This window comes from Pseudomonas sp. microsymbiont 2 (assembly GCF_054788395.1).
Genome location: NZ_CM139112.1, coordinates 5,210,284 through 5,228,353 on the forward strand (window position 1 = coordinate 5,210,284; position 18,070 = coordinate 5,228,353).

13 protein-coding genes, 2 tRNA genes and 1 pseudogene are annotated in these 18,070 nt (G+C 64.0%); 4 read left to right on the forward strand and 12 right to left on the reverse strand.

The genetic code is table 11. The features are described 5' to 3' along the window. Window positions 1-8: 8 nt before the first annotated feature. The 8 genes from ACYUME_RS23485 to rnr form a co-directional block, all read right to left on the reverse strand. Entirely contained in the window at window positions 9-2,306 is a 2,298-nt protein-coding gene (locus ACYUME_RS23485; RefSeq protein ID WP_460417154.1) for a YgiQ family radical SAM protein, read from the reverse strand. A gap of 220 nt (window positions 2,307-2,526) precedes the next feature. Continuing rightward, window positions 2,527-3,924 carry a replicative DNA helicase gene (gene dnaB / locus ACYUME_RS23490; protein WP_023629368.1) on the reverse strand — a complete coding sequence of 466 codons (1,398 nt, stop codon included), beginning with the start codon at window positions 3,922-3,924 and terminating at the stop codon, window positions 2,527-2,529. A gap of 113 nt (window positions 3,925-4,037) precedes the next feature. Beyond that, window positions 4,038-4,484, reverse strand: a complete 447-nt coding sequence (rplI, locus tag ACYUME_RS23495) for a 50S ribosomal protein L9 (RefSeq protein WP_134690280.1) — start codon at window positions 4,482-4,484, stop codon at window positions 4,038-4,040. 20 nt (window positions 4,485-4,504) lie between these two features. Then, entirely contained in the window at window positions 4,505-5,371 is an 867-nt protein-coding gene (locus ACYUME_RS23500; RefSeq protein WP_279888526.1) for a hypothetical protein, read from the reverse strand. Window positions 5,372-5,405: 34 nt separating this feature from the next. Then, the gene (gene rpsR / locus ACYUME_RS23505) at window positions 5,406-5,636 is read right to left on the reverse strand and encodes a 30S ribosomal protein S18 (protein WP_003249563.1); all 231 of its coding nucleotides are present in this window, start codon (window positions 5,634-5,636) and stop codon (window positions 5,406-5,408) included. Window positions 5,637-5,664: 28 nt separating this feature from the next. After that, window positions 5,665-6,090 carry a 30S ribosomal protein S6 gene (rpsF, locus tag ACYUME_RS23510; protein ID WP_011535936.1) on the reverse strand — a complete coding sequence of 142 codons (426 nt, stop codon included), beginning with the start codon at window positions 6,088-6,090 and terminating at the stop codon, window positions 5,665-5,667. A 292-nt stretch (window positions 6,091-6,382) separates the two neighbouring features. Continuing rightward, a complete protein-coding gene (gene rlmB / locus ACYUME_RS23515) occupies window positions 6,383-7,129 on the reverse strand; it encodes a 23S rRNA (guanosine(2251)-2'-O)-methyltransferase RlmB (protein WP_460417158.1) in 747 nt (248 codons plus the stop codon). Continuing rightward, a complete protein-coding gene (gene rnr, locus ACYUME_RS23520; protein ID WP_279888528.1) occupies window positions 7,126-9,699 on the reverse strand; it encodes a ribonuclease R in 2,574 nt (857 codons plus the stop codon). The genes rlmB and rnr overlap by 4 nt, the downstream gene beginning before the upstream one ends. A 271-nt stretch (window positions 9,700-9,970) precedes the next feature. Here rnr and ACYUME_RS23525 point away from each other — a divergent pair. From ACYUME_RS23525 to ACYUME_RS23540, 4 genes are all read left to right on the forward strand, one after another. Beyond that, a tRNA-Leu gene (locus ACYUME_RS23525) sits at window positions 9,971-10,057 on the forward strand. Between the two features lie 87 nt (window positions 10,058-10,144). Further along, window positions 10,145-10,231, forward strand: a tRNA-Leu gene (locus ACYUME_RS23530). Between the two features lie 340 nt (window positions 10,232-10,571). After that, the gene (locus tag ACYUME_RS23535) at window positions 10,572-11,585 is read left to right on the forward strand and encodes an extracellular solute-binding protein (protein ID WP_330105645.1); all 1,014 of its coding nucleotides are present in this window, start codon (window positions 10,572-10,574) and stop codon (window positions 11,583-11,585) included. Next, complete coding sequence (locus ACYUME_RS23540; protein ID WP_460417160.1) at window positions 11,585-13,150, forward strand: ABC transporter permease; 1,566 nt, start codon at window positions 11,585-11,587, stop codon at window positions 13,148-13,150. The genes ACYUME_RS23535 and ACYUME_RS23540 overlap by 1 nt, the downstream gene beginning before the upstream one ends. A 93-nt stretch (window positions 13,151-13,243) precedes the next feature. Here the strand turns inward: ACYUME_RS23540 and ACYUME_RS23545 are convergent, their stop codons facing one another. From ACYUME_RS23545 to ACYUME_RS23560, 4 genes and pseudogenes are all read right to left on the reverse strand, one after another. Further along, window positions 13,244-14,128, reverse strand: a complete 885-nt coding sequence (locus ACYUME_RS23545; RefSeq protein ID WP_460419437.1) for a methyl-accepting chemotaxis protein — start codon at window positions 14,126-14,128, stop codon at window positions 13,244-13,246. Window positions 14,129-14,149: 21 nt separating this feature from the next. Further along, window positions 14,150-14,842 (reverse strand): annotated as a pseudogene (locus tag ACYUME_RS23550) (methyl-accepting chemotaxis protein); the annotation flags it as partial. A 631-nt stretch (window positions 14,843-15,473) separates the two neighbouring features. Continuing rightward, the gene (locus ACYUME_RS23555; RefSeq protein WP_028688256.1) at window positions 15,474-16,766 is read right to left on the reverse strand and encodes an adenylosuccinate synthase; all 1,293 of its coding nucleotides are present in this window, start codon (window positions 16,764-16,766) and stop codon (window positions 15,474-15,476) included. Between the two features lie 56 nt (window positions 16,767-16,822). Next, window positions 16,823-18,010: an ATP phosphoribosyltransferase regulatory subunit gene (locus ACYUME_RS23560; RefSeq protein WP_279888376.1), complete on the reverse strand. Its 1,188-nt coding sequence runs from the start codon at window positions 18,008-18,010 to the stop codon at window positions 16,823-16,825. Window positions 18,011-18,070: the final 60 nt, after the last annotated feature.

Here is an 18,070-nt window from a genome sequence, read left to right on the forward strand (position 1 = left end):
CACTGGCGTTAGCGCGGAATGACCGGCTGGCGCGGCTTCTTGCCCTTGCCGCCCTTGGCCGCTTCCTTGCGCTCCTTGGCCGCTTGCTGGTTGCGGGCGAATGCCTCGGCCTTGGCCTTCTCGCGCTTGTCCCACGGCTTGCTGCCGTCGCTGGCGCGCGGTGGCAGGCCGGTGTGCTGGGTCAGGATCTTCTGCTCCTTGCCCACCTTGTGGCTGCCGGCCGGGGTCGAGTTCTTGCGCCGGGCGCTCTGGTAGGTGTCGGTCTGCGGCTGGTGCAGCGGGATCAGCTGGTGCTTGCCCGGCCCGATCAGGTCGGCGCGGCCCATGCGCTGCAGCGCTTCACGCAGCATCGGCCAGCCCTTCGGATCGTGGTAGCGCAGGAACGCCTTGTGCAACCGGCGCTGCTCCTCGCTCTTGACGATCTCCACGCCTTCGCTCTTGTAGGTGACCTTGCGCAGCGGGTTCTTGCCCGAGTGGTACATCGCGGTGGCCGAGGCCATCGGCGAGGGGTAGAACGCCTGCACCTGGTCGGCGCGGAAGCCATTGCCTTTGAGCCACAGGGCCAGGTTCATCATGTCTTCGTCGGTGGTGCCCGGGTGCGCGGCGATGAAGTACGGGATCAGGTACTGCTCCTTGCCCGCTTCCTTCGAGAACTTCTCGAACATGCGCTTGAAGCGGTCGTAGGTGCCGATGCCCGGCTTCATCATCTTGTCCAGCGGACCACGCTCGGTATGCTCCGGCGCGATCTTCAGGTAGCCGCCGACGTGGTGGGTCACCAGTTCGCGCACGTATTCCGGCGACTCGACCGCCAGGTCGTAGCGCAGGCCCGAGGCGATCAGGATCTTCTTCACCCCCGGCAGGGCGCGAGCCTTGCGGTACAACTCGATCAGCGAGCTGTGGTCGGTGTTGAGGTTCTCGCAGATACCCGGGAACACGCACGACGGCTTGCGGCAGTGCTTCTCGATGTCGTGGCTCTTGCAAGCGATGCGGTACATGTTGGCGGTCGGGCCGCCGAGGTCGGAGACCACGCCGGTGAAGCCCGGCACCTTGTCACGCATCTCCTCGATCTCGTGCAGGATCGATTCGTGGGAGCGGTTCTGGATGATCCGGCCTTCGTGCTCGGTGATCGAGCAGAAGGTACAGCCGCCGAAGCAGCCACGCATGATGTTCACCGAGAAACGGATCATCTCGTAGGCCGGGATGCGCTCCTTGCCATAGGCCGGGTGCGGAATGCGCGCATAGGGCATGCCGAACACATAGTCCATTTCCTCGGTAGTCATGGGGATGGGTGGCGGGTTGAACCACACATCCACCTCGCCATGCTTCTGCACCAGGGCGCGGGCGTTGCCCGGGTTGGTCTCCAGGTGCAGCACGCGGTTGGCGTGGGCATAGAGCACCGGGTCGTTGCGCACCTTTTCGAACGACGGCAGGCGGATCACCGACTTCTCGCGGGTGACGCTCGGACTGTCGAGGATCTGCACCACCTTGGCTTCGTTCGGATCTTCCTGCTCGCCCTTGGCCTGCTCGATGGCGCAGGCCTGGGTGTCCTGGGTATTGACGTACGGGTTGATGATCTTGTCGACCCGGCCCGGACGGTCGATGCGGGTGGAGTCGATCTCGAACCAGCCCTGCGGGGTGTCGCGGCGAATGAACGCGGTGCCACGCACGTCGGTGATGTGCTCGATGCTTTCACCCTGGGACAGGCGCTGGGCGACCTCGACGATCGCCCGCTCGGCGTTGCCGTACAGCAGGATGTCGGCGCTGGCATCGACCAGGATCGAATGGCGGACCTTGTCCTGCCAGTAGTCGTAGTGGGCGATGCGGCGCAGCGAGGCCTCGATGCCGCCGAGCACGATCGGCACGTGCTTGTAGGCTTCCTTGCAGCGCTGGCTGTACACCAGGCTGGCGCGGTCCGGACGTTTGCCGGCCAGGCCGCCTGGGGTATAGGCGTCGTCGGAACGGATCTTCTTGTCCGCGGTGTAGCGGTTGATCATCGAGTCCATGTTGCCCGCCGCGACGCCGAAGAACAGGTTCGGCTCGCCGAGCTTCATGAAGTCGTCCTTCGACTGCCAATTCGGCTGGGCGATGATGCCCACCCGGAAGCCCTGGGCCTCGAGCAGGCGGCCAATGATGGCCATGCCGAACGACGCATGGTCGACGTAGGCGTCACCGGTCACGATGATGATGTCGCAGGAGTCCCAGCCGAGCTGATCCATCTCCTCCCTGCTCATCGGCAGGAAAGGCGCTGGCCCGAAGCATTCGGCCCAGTACTTGGGATAGTCGTAGAGTGGTTTGGCTGCTTGCATGTCAGTGACCGGTTCTAATGTGCAGGAAAATCGCGGGCGCGGAATATAGCACAAATTTTGACCAAATCCGACGGTAGTGGTCGGATTCCAGCGTGCGAACAAATATCACTGTGGGAGCGAGCTTGCCTCGCGATGACATCGGTGAATTCACCATCGCCATCGCGGGGCAAGCCCGCTCCCACGATCCGCTCCCACAGGGGCCAGTCAGATCCCAGGAGATTTATTCGTCGTCGTCGAAGTTGTACATGCCCGGCGCGAGGTTCTCGAAGCGCGTGTACTTGCCGATGAACGCCAGGCGCACGAAGCCGATGGGGCCGTTACGCTGCTTGCCGATGATGATCTCGGCCACGCCCTTGTGCTCGGTCTCGGGGTGATACACCTCGTCGCGGTAGACGAACATGATCACGTCGGCGTCCTGCTCGATCGCACCCGATTCACGAAGGTCGGAGTTGACCGGGCGCTTGTTGGGGCGCTGCTCCAGGGAGCGGTTGAGCTGCGACAGGGCAATCACCGGGCAGTTGAATTCCTTGGCCAGCGCCTTGAGCGAGCGGGAGATCTCGGAAATCTCGTTGGTCCGGTTGTCACCGGCCGAACCGGGAATCTGCATCAGCTGCAGGTAGTCGACCATGATCATGGCGATCTCGCCATGCTCGCGCGCCAACCGGCGAGTACGCGCACGCATCTCCGAGGGGCTGATACCCGCGGTATCGTCGATGAACAGCTTGCGGTCGTTGAGCAGGTTGACCGCCGAGGTCAGCCGCGGCCAGTCGTCGTCGTCCAGCTGACCGGAACGCACCTTGGTCTGGTCGATCCGCCCGAGCGACGAGAGCATACGCATGATCAGCGATTCACCAGGCATCTCGAGGGAGAACACCAGCACCACCTTGTCGCTGCGCAACACGGCGTTTTCCACCAGGTTCATGGCGAAGGTGGTCTTGCCCATCGACGGACGGCCGGCAACGATGATCAGGTCGGCGGCCTGCAGGCCGCTGGTCTTCTCGTCCAGGTCGGTGAAGCCGGTGGAGACACCGGTGATGTCGCTGTCGGAGTTGAACAGCGTGTCGATGCGGTCGATGGCCATGGTCAACAGCTCGTTGACGCCCACCGGGCCACCGGTCTTCGGACGCGCCTCGGCGATCTGGAAGATCTGCCGTTCGGCGTCGTCGAGGATCTCCTCGGCGTTGCGCCCCTGCGGGTTGAAGGCGTTGTCGGCGATGTCGGTGCTGATGCTGATCAGCTGACGCAGCGTCGCGCGCTCGCGGATGATCGCGGCGTAGGCCTTGATGTTGGCCACCGACGGGGTGTTCTTGGCCAGCTCGGCCAGATACGCCAGGCCGCCGACCTGGGTGGATACGCCTTCCTTGTCCAGCTGCTCATGCAGGGTCACCACATCGAACGGCTGGTTCGCATCCACCAGCTTGTGGATGGCGCGGAAGATCAGGCGGTGGTCATGCCGGTAGAAATCGCCGTCCGACACCTGGTCCAGCACTCGCTCCCAGGCGTTGTTGTCCAGCATCAGGCCACCGAGCACGGCCTGTTCGGCCTCGATGGAATGCGGCGGCACCTTCAGGGCGGCGGTTTGCAGGTCGAGCTGTTCGGGAGTGGTGATCTCGTTCATGGCCACGAAAGAATTCTGGGGGATGAAAAAGACAAAGGGCACGGCCTGTTCAACACAGGACCGTGCCCGATGTTAACCGTCTGACCCACAGGGAGCCAGCCGGTCAGCGCAGCTTAGGCAGCTACGACGACCACACGTACGGTGGCTTCAACGTCGCTGTGCAGGTGCACGGCTACGTCGTATTCGCCAACCTGACGGATGGTGCCGTTCGGCAGACGAACTTCAGCCTTGGCCACTTCGACGCCGGAGGCGGTCAGGGCGTCAGCGATGTCGTGGGTGCCGATCGAACCGAACAGCTTGCCTTCGTCGCCAGCGGTGGCAGTGATGGTCACTTCCAGCTCGGCCAGTTGGGCAGCGCGGCTTTCAGCCGAAGCTTTCTTGTCTGCAGCAGCTTTTTCCAGCTCGGCGCGGCGCTCTTCGAACGCGGCCAGGTTGGCGGCGTTGGCAACGGTGGCCTTGCCGAACGGCAGCAGGTAGTTACGGCCGTAACCAGCCTTAACATTTACTTTGTCGCCCAGGTTGCCCAGGTTAGCGACTTTTTCCAGCAGGATCAGTTCCATTTGGTAAAACCTCTTAACTTTTAACCTTCACCGTTCGCGGAATCGTCACCCTGTGAAGGGGACTTGCGACCGCGAAAATCAATCAGGCTGTCGACTATGGCCAGGACCACGAGCAACGGATACATCAACTGCATCAGCAACGGCAGCGTCACGTACATCCCCACCAGCCAGAACCCGGCCAGTCGCCCCTGTGCCACCAGCCCATGAACCAGGGCGATGCCGCACAGCAGCAGTACCAGGCTGGACGCCGATGCCAGCACGACGGACTGTGGCCCGAGGAACGGACCCAGCACCATCAGCGACACCAGTACCAGCATCGGTACCTTCGGCAGCCTCAGCTCGCGGAATTCGCGACCGAAACCACCGGGGTTGTACAACGCAGCCTGCCAATAGCGCGCCAGCATCAACGCCAGCAGGCTGAACAACTGCAGCATCACCGCACTGGAAGCGATCAGCAGCGGGCCGATCAGCTCACCGGGCAGTACCGGCTTGCCTTCGAACTGCGGCAGGGCTTTTTCAAGCGCCTTGGCCAGCACCTCGAAGGTTTCGCGCAGCACCGCATCAAGGATCAGGCTGTACAGCAGGCCCAGCACGATGCTCGACAGCAGCACCCGGGTCCAGCTGTGCTCGGCGCGCAACAGCGCGGCCAGCCCCAGCGTCCCCAGGAACACCAGCAAGGTGCTCGGCTCGCCGAATGCCCACATGGCCACGCCAGGCAGCAAGCCCCAGGCGATGACCGATGACGCATCCTTGAACCCGCGCCGCAGGAACACCAGGCTCCCGGCGGCGGCACTCAACCAGAACAGCAGCGGCAACACCGCGCTGATGACCACCACCAGGGTGGCCTGCACACGACCGCGCATGATGAAACTTGCCAACGCTCGCATGCGTATCCCTTGCTACTTAGTCGACGACCCGGTCTCAGCGGCCGTGGCTGTCGGTGTAGGGCAGCAGGGCCAGGAAGCGGGCGCGCTTGATAGCGGTAGCCAGCTGACGCTGATAACGAGCTTTGGTACCGGTGATGCGGCTTGGAACGATCTTGCCGGTTTCGGATACGTAAGCTTTCAGGGTGTTGAGATCTTTGAAGTCGATCTCTTTCACGTCTTCAGCAGTGAAGCGGCAGAATTTACGACGACGGAAGAAACGTGCCATGTGATTGGCTCCTCAAAAGGTCCGTGGATTACTCGTCAGCGTTATCGCTGTTGTCGCTGTCATTGCTGTCGTCGCCTTCGGCGCCATCAGCATGCTCAGGACGTTCACGACGCTCACGGCGCTCGCTGCGGTTCTCTTCGGCCTTGAGCATCTCGGACGGGCCGGTAACGGCTTCGTCACGACGGATGACCAGGTTACGGATCACGGCATCGTTGTAGCGGAAGTTGTCTTCCAGCTCGGCCAGGGCCTTGCCGGTGCACTCAACGTTCAGCATCACGTAGTGAGCCTTGTGAACATTGTTGATTGCATAGGCCAGCTGACGACGGCCCCAGTCTTCCAGGCGGTGGATCTTGCCACCATCTTCTTCGATCAGCTTGGTGTAACGCTCAACCATGCCGCCGACTTGCTCGCTCTGGTCCGGGTGAACCAGGAAGATGATTTCGTAATGACGCATGAATGCTCCTTACGGGTTAGTAGTCTGCCAGCGAATCTGGTCAGACAAGGAGTGAATGACACTGTAAGTCTTGCCCCGGCGTGTAGGCGCATGCGCACCGGCCAGCTGGCAAGGGGCGCAATTGTAGAGAAGGCCGGGGGGACAAGCAAGGCGGTTGGCGAATATTTGAACAGCCGGAAACATATTTCGCGGGCAATCATGGAACGTGGGAGCGGGCTTGCCCCGCGATGCGATGTCGAATCCACCACCATCGCGGGGCAAGCCCGCTCCCACGCCACCCGATATCAAGCCATCAGCGCTTGGCCTGACGCTGCCTCACGGCCTCGAACAGGCACACTCCGGTCGCCACCGAGACGTTCAGGCTGCTGACGCTGCCGGCCATCGGCAGCTTGACCAGGAAATCGCAGTGCTCGCGAGTCAGCCGGCGCATGCCCTTGCCTTCGGCGCCCATGATCATCACCAGCGGCCCGGTCAGGTCCTGCTGGTAGACCTCCTGCTCGGCCTCGCCAGCCGTGCCGACCACCCACAACCCGCGCTGCTGGAGCTTCTCCAGGGTCCGGGCCAGGTTGGTCACGGCCACCAGGGGAATCACTTCCGCGGCGCCGCAAGCCACCTTGCGCACGACCGGTGTGAGGGTCGCCGACTTGTCCTTGGGTACCACCACCGCCGTGGCGCCGGCGGCATCGGCGGTGCGCAGGCAGGCGCCCAGGTTGTGCGGGTCGGTGACACCGTCCAGCACCAGGATCAGTGGCGGCGTTTCGGTGCGCTCGAGCAACTCCTCGAGCATCAATTCACCCCACACCTGGCTCGGGCTCACCTCGGCGACCACGCCCTGGTGCACGCCCTCGACCCAGCAATCGAGCTCGCGACGCTCGGCCTGGCCGACCTGCACGCGATTCTGCGCGGCCAGCTCCAGCAGGGCCTGAATACGCGGCTCGCTGCGCCCTTCCGACAGCCAGATCTGCTTGACCCGCTTGGGGTGGTGTTGCAGCAGCGCCTGGACGGCATGCACGCCGTAGATCTTTTCCAGCTGGCTCATGACTTGCTCTTGCCCTTACGTGGCGCGCCGGACTTCGACGGCCCCTTGCGATGCTTGGTCTTGCCCGACGCCTTGGCGCCCTTCTCCGCCTTGCCGCCAGCGTGAGCGCTGTGCTTGGCGTCGCTCATCAGCGCCTTTTTCATCTCGCGGCTCTTGCGCACCTCGGCGTTGCGCTGCACGGCGTCTTTCGGGAAGTACGCCTCGGCGGTCTCGCTCTTGCGGCTGCGCGGCTTGGGCGAGATCTTCGCCTCGGGCGCCGGCGCCGGCTCCGTCGTGCCTTTACCCGCGGCGGCGGCAGACTTGCGGCCTACCGGGGCGTTGACGGTGGCCTCGGACATCTCGAAATCGATCTTGCGCTGTTCGAGATCGACGCGCATGACCTTGACCTCGACCGTGTCGCCCAGGCGGAAGCTGCGACCGCTGCGCTCGCCCGACAGGCGGTGGTGCACCGGGTCGAAGTGGTAGTAGTCACCCGGCAGCGCGCTGACGTGCACCAGCCCCTCGACATAGATGTCGGTCAGCTCGATGAACAGACCGAAGCCGGTCACCGCGGTGATCACGCCCGGGAAGGTCTCGCCGACACGATCACGCATGTACTCGCACTTGAGCCAGTTGACCACGTCGCGGGTGGCCTCGTCGGCACGACGCTCGGTCATCGAGCACTGCTCGCCCATCTGATCGAGGGTGTTCTCGTCGTACGGGTAGATGCGCGCCTTGGGAATGCTCATGGCACCGGCACGTTTGACGTGCGGGGTATCGACTTTCGAGCGGATCACACTGCGAATGGCACGGTGCACCAACAGGTCCGGGTAGCGGCGGATCGGCGAGGTGAAGTGAGTGTAGGCCTCGTAGTTCAGGCCGAAGTGGCCGTTGTTCTCGACGCTGTACACCGCCTGGCTCAGCGAGCGCAGCATGACGGTCTGGATCAGGTGGAAATCCGGGCGCCCGGCGATGCTCGCCAGCAGTTGCTGGTAGTCCTTGGGCGATGGGTCCTTGCCCTTGTGCAGGGTCAGGCCCAGTTCGCCGAGGAAGGCGCGCAGTTTTTCCAGGCGCTCCGGCGGCGGACCGTCGTGCACGCGGTACAGCGCAGGCACGTTGTGCTTCTGCAGGAACTCGGCGGTGGCGACGTTGGCCGCCAGCATGCATTCCTCGATCAGCTTGTGGGCATCGTTGCGCACGGTCGGACGAATTTCGTCGATCTTGCGGTCTTCGCCGAAGATAATCCGGGTTTCCTGGGTTTCGAAGTCGATCGCGCCGCGGGTGTGACGGGCATCGACCAGCACCTTGTACAGGTTGTACAGGTTCTTCAGGTCCGGCAGGACTTCCTTGTACTCCTCGCGCAGCGCCTTGCCCTCGCGGGTGCGGGCATGCTCGAGCATGCTGCTGACCTTGTTGTAGGTCAGGCGCGCATGGGAGTGGATCACCCCTTCGTAGAACTGGTAGTCGACCATCTGGCCGGCCTTGTTCATGGTCATTTCGCAGACCATGGCCAGGCGATCGACGTGCGGGTTCAGCGAGCACAGGCCGTTGGACAGCTCCTCGGGGAGCATCGGCACCACGCGCTCGGGGAAGTACACCGAGTTACCGCGCTGCTGGGCCTCGACGTCCAGGGCCGAACCCAGGCGCACATAGCTGGAGACGTCGGCGATCGCCACGTACAGGCGCCAGCCGCCAGAGAACAGGCGCAGCTTGCCCAGCGGTTCGCAATAGACGGCGTCGTCGAAGTCGCGGGCATCCTCACCGTCGATGGTGACGAACGGCAGATGGCGCAGGTCGACGCGCTTCTCCTTGTCCTTCTCCTCGACTTCGGAGCGGAACTTGCGCGCTTCCTTGATCACGTCCTGCGGCCAGACATGCGGGATGTCATAGCTGCGCAGGGCAATGTCGATCTCCATGCCCGGCGCCATGTAGTTGCCGATCACCTCGACCACATCACCCTGGGGCTGGAAGCGCGGGGTCGGCCAGTGGGTGATCTTGATCGAGACGAACTGGCCAATCTTGGCGCCGCCGTTGCGCCCGGCGGTGACCAGCACTTCCTGCTGGATCTTCGGGTTGTCCGGGGTCACGTAGCCGATGCCGCCTTCTTCGAAGTAGCGGCCGACCACGCTTTCATGGGCGCGGGAAATGACTTCGACCAGCACGCCTTCGCGGCGGCCACGGCGGTCGACGCCGGACACCCGGGCCAGGCCGCGGTCGCCGTCGAACACCAGGCGCATCTGCGCCGGGCTGAGGAACAGGTCCTCGCTGCCGTCGTCGGGGATCAGGAAGCCGAAACCATCACGGTGACCGGATACGCGGCCGCAGATCAGGTCGAGCTTGTCCACCGGGGCATAGGTGCCGCGCCGGGTATAGATAAGCTGACCATCGCGCTCCATAGCACGCAGACGGCGACGCAGGGCTTCGATCTGGTCTTCTTCGTAAAGACCGAACTCCTCGGCCAACTGTTCACGGGCAGCCGGCTCGCCACGGTCGGCGAGGCGCTGCAGGATCAGCTCACGGCTGGGGATGGGGTTGTCGTATTTTTCCGCTTCGCGAGCGGCCTCGGGATCGAGGGATTGCCAATCGGCCATCAGAAAGGATTCACCTTGGGGTATATAGAGTGGAATTCTGGCATAGGCGTATTGAAACCGGAAATGTCAGCCTTGGACAGCCCTGACGGCGTGTCCGGTGAACGGCAATCGCCCTGCAGAATCAACAAGTTGAATTTTTTGAATTTTTTTTCGATCGGGGGCTTTACAGCCTGCGGGAGCGTCCGTATAGTGCGCACCACAACGACGGACAACCCCGAAGTTGTAGTAGAGATGAACGGCGCTGTAAAGCATCTTTTAATCTCGAATGTGTGCCCAGGTGGCGGAATTGGTAGACGCGCTGGTTTCAGGTATCAGTGACTTAACGGTCGTGGAAGTTCGAGTCTTCTCCTGGGCACCAAGATTTTCCGGTAATAGATGACCAAGGATCTATTACCACTGTGTGAAAGCGAACGATGGTCGTTTTCGACAGATGATGCAAAGCTTTGCCCAGGTGGCGGAATTGGTAGACGCGCTGGTTTCAGGTATCAGTGACTTAACGGTCGTGGAAGTTCGAGTCTTCTCCTGGGCACCATACAAAAACCCACTAGCTTGCTAGTGGGTTTTTTCTTGCCTGTGATTTTTGCAGCCACCCGACGCCCCCCTGTAGGAGCGGCCTTGTGTCGCGAAAGGGTCGCACAGCGACCCCGGCGATCTTGGCGTGAACGCAGCGGCCCCAGATTGCGAGCCACCATCGAAATTGCCGGGGCTGCTGCGCAGCCCTTTCCGACCGGTCCGACGCCTCGGCAAGGCCGCTCCCGCAGGCGAATAGTGCCCTGCGCGACCTCATGAATTTCCCGTCATGCGGCCACTTGAGAAACGATTTCGTTTACCATTGTTTCCAAATATGTAGCCGTAAGCGAGGAAATACCCGCATGACGATCCGCCCGCAACCGCTGATGCGCACCCTGGCCGCCGCAGTTCTGAGCCTGGTGATCGGCGCTCCGGCCGCCCTGGCAGACGAACCGGTCACGCTGACCATGTACAACGGCCAGCACAAGGAAATCGGCGATGCCATCGCCAAGGCCTACGAGGCCAAGACCGGCATCCATATCAATATCCGCAAGGGCAGCAGCAACCAACTGGCCAGCCAGATCATCGAAGAAGGCGCGCGCTCGCCGGCCGACATCATCTACACCGAAGAATCCCCGCCGCTGAACAACCTCGGCGAACTGGGCCTGCTGGCGAAGATCGACGACGCCACCGCGAACATGATGCCCAAGGAGTACGTAGGCGCCAACGGCACCTGGATGGGCATCACCGCCCGCACCCGCATCGTGGTGTTCAACCCGAAGAAGATCGACGAGAAGGACCTGCCGACCACGGTAATGGACTTCGCCAACCCCGAATGGGAAGGGCGCGTCGGCTATGTCCCCACCAGCGGCGCCTTCCAGGAACAGGCCGTGGCCATCCTGAAGATGCACGGGCGTGAAGCCACCGAAGAATGGCTGACCGGCCTGAAAGCCTTCGGCAAGACCTACACCAACAACATGGTCGCCCTCAAGGCCGTGGAAAAAGGCGAAGTGGCCGCGGTACTGGTGAACAACTACTACTGGTATGCGCTCGAGCGTGAACGCGGCAAGCTCGACTCCAAGCTTTACTACCTGGCCGATGGCGATGCCGGCAACCTGGTCACCATTTCCGGTGCCGCGGTGGTCAAGGCCAGCAAGCATCCCAAGGAAGCCCAGGCCCTGCTCAACTGGATGGCCAGCGAAGAAGGCCAGCGCGTGATCACCCAGACCACCGCCGAGTATCCACTGCACAAGGGCATGGTCTCCGACCGTGGCCTGAAGCCGTTCGACGAACTGCGCCCGCCGAAGATCTCGCCAGCCGACCTGGGCAATGCCGAGGAAGCCATCGAGCTCGAGCGTGAGGTTGGCCTGCTCTGATGACTGCCGCCCTGCCCTCGCCCGCCTTGTCGCGCTTCATCCCGAAAGCCAAGCGCCCGTCCATCTGGGTGGTACTGCCGGTGCTGTTCCTGGTGGCGATGAGCCTGCTGCCACTGCTGTACGTCGGGCTCAAGGCCTGGGAAGCCGGTTGGCACGAGGCCTTGCGCCTGCTCTGGCGCCCGTTCGTCTGGGGCTTGCTGCGCAACACCCTGCTGCTGATGGTCGGCGTCACCGTGCTGTGCCTGGTGGTCGGCGTGGCACTGGCCTGGCTGCTGGAGCGTAGCGACCTGCCCGGACGGCGCCTGTGGGGCGTGGTGCTGTGCCTGCCCTTCGCCGTGCCGTCGTTCGTCAGCAGCTTCACCTGGGTGTCGCTGAGTTCCGACTTCGAAGGGCTGGGCGGGGCGATCCTGGTCATGGCGCTGTCCAAGTACCCACTGGTGTTCCTGCCGGTGGCCGCCACCCTGCGTAACCTCGACACGTCGCTGGAAGAGTCGGCCCGCACCCTGGGCTGCAGCCGCTGGGGCGTGTTCGGCAAGATCACCCTGCCGCTGCTGTGGCCGTCGATGCTCGGCGGCGCGCTGCTGATCGCCCTGCACATGCTGGTGGAGTTCGGCGCCCTGTCGATCCTCGGCCTGCAGACGTTCACCACGGCGATCTACCAGCAGTTCGAGCTGGAATTCAGCAACGCCAACGCCGCCATGCTCTCGGCGGTACTGCTGGCGCTGTGCCTGATGATGCTGTGGCTGGAACTGCGGGTACGCGGCAAGGCTCGCCATGTACGTATCGGCCAGGGCGTGGCGCGCCGCGCGCAACCAGTGCGCCTACGCGCCTGGATGCCGCTGGGGCAACTGCTCTGCCTGGCCTTGGCGGTTTTGGGCAGTGGCATTCCGCTGGCCATGCTCGGCTACTGGCTGAGCGTCGGCTCGTCGGCGGCATTCCCGGTCGCGGCGATCGGCAAGGCCCTGGCCACCTCGCTGTCGGTGTCCCTGGGCGGCGCGGGCTTCTGCGTATTGCTGGCGCTGCCGATCAGCTTCCTGGTGGTGCGCTACAAGGGGCGCCTGGCGATCTGGGCCGAGCGCCTGCCGTATCTGCTGCATGCCCTGCCGGGCCTGGTCATCGCCCTGACCCTGGTGTTCTTCGCCTTGCACTACGTGCCGGCGCTGTACCAGACCACGGCACTGCTGATCCTGGCCTACGCCCTGCTGTTCCTGCCCCTGGCGCAATCGCCGGTGCGCACGGCACTGAACAAGGCCTCGCCGACCCTGGAAGAGGCCGCGCGGACCCTGGGCGCGAGCAGCTTCGCGGCGTTCTGCCGGGTGACCTTGCCCATCATCTTCCCAGCCATGGCAGCGGCGTTTGCGCTGGTATTCCTGGATGCCATGAAGGAGCTGACCGCAACCTTGCTGCTCAGCCCGACCGGGATGACCACGCTGGCAACCGAGGTGTGGGCGCATACCGCCAACGTCGAGTTTGCGGCGGCGGCGCCTTATGCGGCGCTGTTGATTCTGGTATCGGGGTTGCCGGTGTATCTGCTGACCACGCGGATGTATCTGAACAAGGCTTGAGGCCCTATCGCGGGGCAAGCCCGCTCCCACGCCGCCGTTTGCAGGCCGCATGGGAGCGGCGGTGCGGCGACCCGACTTGCCCCGCGATGCGTTTCAGGCCCTGAACTGGCCCAGGCTGGCGCGCAACTGCGCCGCCAGGTCATCCAGCACCTTGCTGCTGGCGGTGGTCTGCATCACCACCTCGGCCGAGCGCTCGGCCTGGGCATGGATGTTCTCCACCCGCCCACGTACCGCCTGCGCGCCATTGGCCTGCTGTTCTGCTGCGCGGGTAGCCAGGCCGATCGCCGCATGCACCTGCTCCACCGCCGCCTGCACCGACTGCTGACGCCGTTCGTTGTCACGCAGCACCAGCAAGCCTTCGCTGGCCTGGCGCCCGGCCTGGCTGATGGTCGCCACGGCCTCCTTGGCCCCCTGCTGCAACGCCGCGATATGCGACTGGATATCCCCGGTCGAGCTCTGCGTCTTGCTCGCCAGTGCCCGCACTTCGTCGGCCACCACGGCGAAACCACGGCCAGTCTCCCCTGCCCGCGCCGCCTCGATGGCGGCATTGAGCGCCAACAGGTTGGTCTGCTCGGCAATACCATGGATCACCGTCAGCACCACTTCGATCTGTTCGCTCTGCATGGCCAGCCGCTCGATCACCTGGGAGCCGGCCTGCACCTCGCCCGCCAGGTTCTCGATCAACCGCGCCAGCTGCGTCGAGGCACGACTGTTCTCGTCGGTGGCCTGACGGATGTCCACCACCTGCTGCAATGCCGCCTGCATGGCATGACTCTCGGCCTGAGCCTCGTCGGCCATGCCCGACAGGTCGCGCAGGCTGGCGGCCACTTCGTCACGCTGCAGGGCGGCGGCGGCATCGGCACCGGCATTGCGCCGGGCCATCGCATCGATCTCGACGCCAGTGCGCTGCGCCACTTCGCCAGCTTCACGCACGATCGGCTGCAGCTTGTCGACAAAGCGATTGACCGCCGAGGCCATGTCGCCGATCTCGTCGCGACTGTCCAGGGTGACGCGCTTGGTCAGGTCGCCATCCCCGGCGGCGAGATCGTTCAGCGCGCCGATCAGCAGTCGGAGCTTGTTCACCACACGACGCCCGAGCACTACCGCGACCACCAGCAACACGCCCAGGCCCACCAGCACCAGGCCAAGGCCGATGCGCCAGCGCAGCTCGGCAGCAGCGTCGCGCACGGTCTGCGCCGTGTTGGCCTGCATGGCCGTGGCGCTGTTCTGCGCGGTTTCAAGACGCGCCCGCAACGCCTTGCCGCTGTCGGCAGCGGCGGCCACCAGGCTGTCGCCGACCAGCTGTTCACCGCTGGCGATCAGTGCCGCGAAGCGCTGGTCCAAGGCCTTGAGCTCGTGATCGACACCGGCCGTGGAGACTCCCATCAGCACCTTGCCGATCTCGGCCCCGTTGGGGCTGATCGAGGCTTCGACAAAGTACACCGACGGATCCTTGCGCGCCGCGTCCAGCACCTTGTCCAGCGCTCGCTCGCCCTGCCCCTTCTCGATCAACGCCTGGTTGATCGGGTTCTGCCGGTTGAGATAGCGAGTCAGGTGCTGACCCTGGGCATCGTCGTAGATCACGAACAGCACGTTGGGGTTGCGCTGGGCACGCCGAGCGAAATCCGACAGCGTCGGCACGTCGTTGTCCCAGATCGCCCGAGGCGCAACGGATGCCAGCAGCTCGGCCATGTCGTTGGCCGAGTCCTTGAGGTTCTTCTCCAAGGTGGCGCGCAGTTGCTGCTGCTCGTCCTGCAACCGCTCGGAAAGCCCAGCGCTGAGGCGCTGGCGGGTACTGGCCGACAGGCTGTCGAGCCCGGCGCGAACATCCTGCCCGGCCTGCTCCAGTTCGGCGGCCAGCTGCTGGCTGTCGTGACCCAGACGCGCCCCCAGATCGGCTTCCAGGGCGGTAACCGTGCTCCGAGTCAGTGCAACGGCAACCAGCACCTGCACCAGAAGAGCGATACCAAGCGCAACAAACACAGGCCGCAAGAGGCGGCTTCGTAACAGTGAAAGGATGGCAGACACGTTGTAACCCTCGTGTTTCTGGCGCCATTACTTTGATGGCATCTACAGAAACTTCTTACAGCAAGGGTTGTGCCGGAGGCAGCAGGTAAAAATGCCAGGTCGAGCGGCATCCGTACCTGCGGCAGAGTTGCAAGAATGCACCACGTCTGTGGGAGCGGGTTTACCCGCGAACAAGGCGGTGAGTCCAGCATCGCATTCGCGGGTGAACCCGCTCCCACAGGGATGCCACACAGAAACAGAAACGCCGCGCTCCCTTGCAGGAGCGCGGCGTTCGATCAGCTAGCGAAGCTGCGGATCAGGCGAACGGATGACGCAGCACGATGGTCTCGTTGCGGTCCGGGCCAGTCGAGATGATGTCGATCGGCGCGCCGACCAGCTCCTCGATGCGCTTGATGTAGTTGCGCGCGGCTTGCGGCAGCTCTTCCAGGGTTTTCACGCCCAGGGTCGACTCGCTCCAGCCCGGCATCTCTTCGTACACCGGCTCCAGGCCGATGTAGCTGTCGGCATCGGACGGCGCGTCGATGACGGCACCGTTCTCGTTCTTGTAGCCAACGCAGATGTTGATGGTTTCCAGGCCGTCCAGCACGTCCAGCTTGGTCAGGCAGATGCCCGAGATGCTGTTGACGTCGATGGCGCGACGCAGGATGACGGCGTCGAACCAGCCGCAACGACGGGCACGACCGGTGGTCGAGCCGAACTCGTGGCCACGCTTGGCCAGGGTGGCACCGGTCTCGTCGAACAGCTCGGTCGGGAACGGACCGGAACCGACGCGAGTGGTGTACGCCTTGGTGATGCCGAGGATGTAGTCCAGGTACATCGGGCCAACGCCGGAGCCGGTGGAGATGCCGCCAGCGGTGGTGTTGGAGCTGGTGACGTACGGATAGGTACCGTGGTCGATGTCCAGCAGCGAGCCCTGGGCGCCTTCGAACATGATGTCCTTGCCGGCGCGGCGCAGGTTGTGCAGTTCGGCGGTGACGTCGAGCATCATCGGCTTGAGCTGCTCGGCGTAGGCCATGCACTCGTCCAGGGTCTGCTGGAAGTCGATGGCCGGCTCTTTGTAGTAGTTCACCAGCTGGAAGTTGTGGTAGTCCAGCAGCTCACCGAGCTTGGCGGCGAAACGCTCGCGGTGGAACAGGTCGCCGACGCGCAGGCCGCGACGGGCCACCTTGTCTTCGTAGGCCGGGCCGATGCCACGACCAGTGGTGCCGATCTTGGCTTCGCCACGGGCCTTCTCACGGGCCTGGTCGAGGGCCACGTGGTACGACAGGATCAGCGGGGCGGCCGGGCTGATGCGCAGGCGCTCGCGCACTGGCACGCCCTTCTCTTCCAGCTTGGTGATTTCACGCATCAGCGCGTCGGGAGCAACGACCACGCCGTTGCCGATCAGGCACTGCACGCCTTCACGCAGGATGCCCGAGGGAATCAGGTGCAGAACGGTCTTCTCACCGTTGATCACCAGGGTGTGGCCCGCGTTGTGGCCACCTTGGTAGCGCACTACGGCGGCAGCATGTTCGGTCAGCAGATCGACGATCTTGCCTTTGCCCTCATCACCCCACTGGGTGCCCAGGACGACGACATTCTTACCCATAACACTTGTCCTCATTCACGCAAACTTGGTTGCCGGCCCATTGCCGGCGAAGAATCTCAATGGGTCAGCGGCAGAACCTGCCAGCGCCCGTCTTGCTGAATCAATTGCCGATCACAATCCGCTTCGAAGGCAGCACTCAACGGCTGGCCAGGCAGGGCCTGGACCACACGCTGGCCTTCGTTGCGCAACTGGCAGACTTGCTGCCAGAGGGCCGCATCGCTGCTGTCGGGCATCCAGATGCCGCCAGCAGGCAATACGACCTCCGCTCGCCCCAGTGTGACCAGGGTCTTCAAATCCGTGGAGAATCCGGTGGCCGGGCGTGCCCGGCCGAAATCGGCGCCGATGTCGTCGTAGCGGCCGCCCTGGGCGATCGACTGACCTTCGCCCGGCACGAACACCGCGAACACCACGCCGGTGTGATAGTTGTAGCCGCGCAACTCGCCGAGGTCGAAGTACAACGGCAAGTCCGGGTAACGCGCCGCCAGGCGATCGGCGATCGCCAGCAGGTCGTCCAGCGCCGCCAGCACGCTGGCCGGGGCACGACCCAGGCGCACGCGGGCTTCAGCCAGCACTTCGCGGCCACCGCACAGCTCGACCAGGGCGCGCAGCATGTTGCCCAGGTCCTTAGGCAGGTCGGCGGTGAGCGCCTGCACTTCGTCGACCGCCTTGCGCTGCAGGGCGTCGAACAGCTGCTGCTCCACGTCGCCGGACAGGTTGGCGGCACGGGCCAGGCCGCGGTAGATACCGACATGGCCAAGGTCCATGTGCACATCCGGCACATCGGTCAGCTGCAGCGTGGCGAGCATCAGGCTGATGATCTCGACATCGCTGGTGGGGCTGGCGTCGCCGTACAACTCGGCGCCCAGCTGGATCGGGCTGCGCGAGGTGGACAGGGCACGCGGTTGCGCGTGCAGCACGCTGCCGGCGTAGCACAGGCGGCTCGGGCCCTCACGGCGCAGGGTGTGGGCGTCGATGCGCGCCACCTGCGGGGTGAAGTCGGCACGGAAGCCCATCAGGCGGCCGGACTGCGGGTCGACCACCTTGAAGGTGCGCTGGTCCAGGTCCTGGCCGGCGCCGGTGAGCAGCGACTCCAGGTACTCGATATGCGGCGTGACGACCAGTTCGTAACCCCAACTCTGGAACAGGTCCAACACCTGACGCCGCGCGATCTCGATGCGCGCCGCCTCAGGTGGCAGTACTTCCTCGATGCCATCTGGCAGCAGCCAGCGGTCTACCGTTGCCATTACGCCATTTCCCCTCTGGTCCGGGCGGCCTGCCCGCAGGCGAGCCGTGAGTAAAGCAGG

What these genes read in the sequence shown, in the direction of transcription:
- rlmB (WP_460417158.1), bottom strand. Translation starts at nt 7,129, where the DNA reads ATGAGCCAGCTGGAAAAGATCTACGGCGTGCATGCCGTCCAGGCGCTG.
- ACYUME_RS23560 (WP_279888376.1), bottom strand. Translation starts at nt 18,010, where the DNA reads ATGGCAACGGTAGACCGCTGGCTGCTGCCAGATGGCATCGAGGAAGTA.
- rnr (WP_279888528.1), bottom strand. Translation starts at nt 9,699, where the DNA reads ATGGCCGATTGGCAATCCCTCGATCCCGAGGCCGCTCGCGAAGCGGAA.
- rpsR (WP_003249563.1), bottom strand. Translation starts at nt 5,636, where the DNA reads ATGGCACGTTTCTTCCGTCGTCGTAAATTCTGCCGCTTCACTGCTGAA.
- ACYUME_RS23555 (WP_028688256.1), bottom strand. Translation starts at nt 16,766, where the DNA reads ATGGGTAAGAATGTCGTCGTCCTGGGCACCCAGTGGGGTGATGAGGGC.
- ACYUME_RS23535 (WP_330105645.1), top strand. Translation starts at nt 10,572, where the DNA reads ATGACGATCCGCCCGCAACCGCTGATGCGCACCCTGGCCGCCGCAGTT.
- dnaB (WP_023629368.1), bottom strand. Translation starts at nt 3,924, where the DNA reads ATGAACGAGATCACCACTCCCGAACAGCTCGACCTGCAAACCGCCGCC.
- rpsF (WP_011535936.1), bottom strand. Translation starts at nt 6,090, where the DNA reads ATGCGTCATTACGAAATCATCTTCCTGGTTCACCCGGACCAGAGCGAG.
- ACYUME_RS23540 (WP_460417160.1), top strand. Translation starts at nt 11,585, where the DNA reads ATGACTGCCGCCCTGCCCTCGCCCGCCTTGTCGCGCTTCATCCCGAAA.
- ACYUME_RS23545 (WP_460419437.1), bottom strand. Translation starts at nt 14,128, where the DNA reads ATGGCCTCGGCGGTCAATCGCTTTGTCGACAAGCTGCAGCCGATCGTG.
- ACYUME_RS23485 (WP_460417154.1), bottom strand. Translation starts at nt 2,306, where the DNA reads ATGCAAGCAGCCAAACCACTCTACGACTATCCCAAGTACTGGGCCGAA.
- ACYUME_RS23500 (WP_279888526.1), bottom strand. Translation starts at nt 5,371, where the DNA reads ATGCGAGCGTTGGCAAGTTTCATCATGCGCGGTCGTGTGCAGGCCACC.
- rplI (WP_134690280.1), bottom strand. Translation starts at nt 4,484, where the DNA reads ATGGAACTGATCCTGCTGGAAAAAGTCGCTAACCTGGGCAACCTGGGC.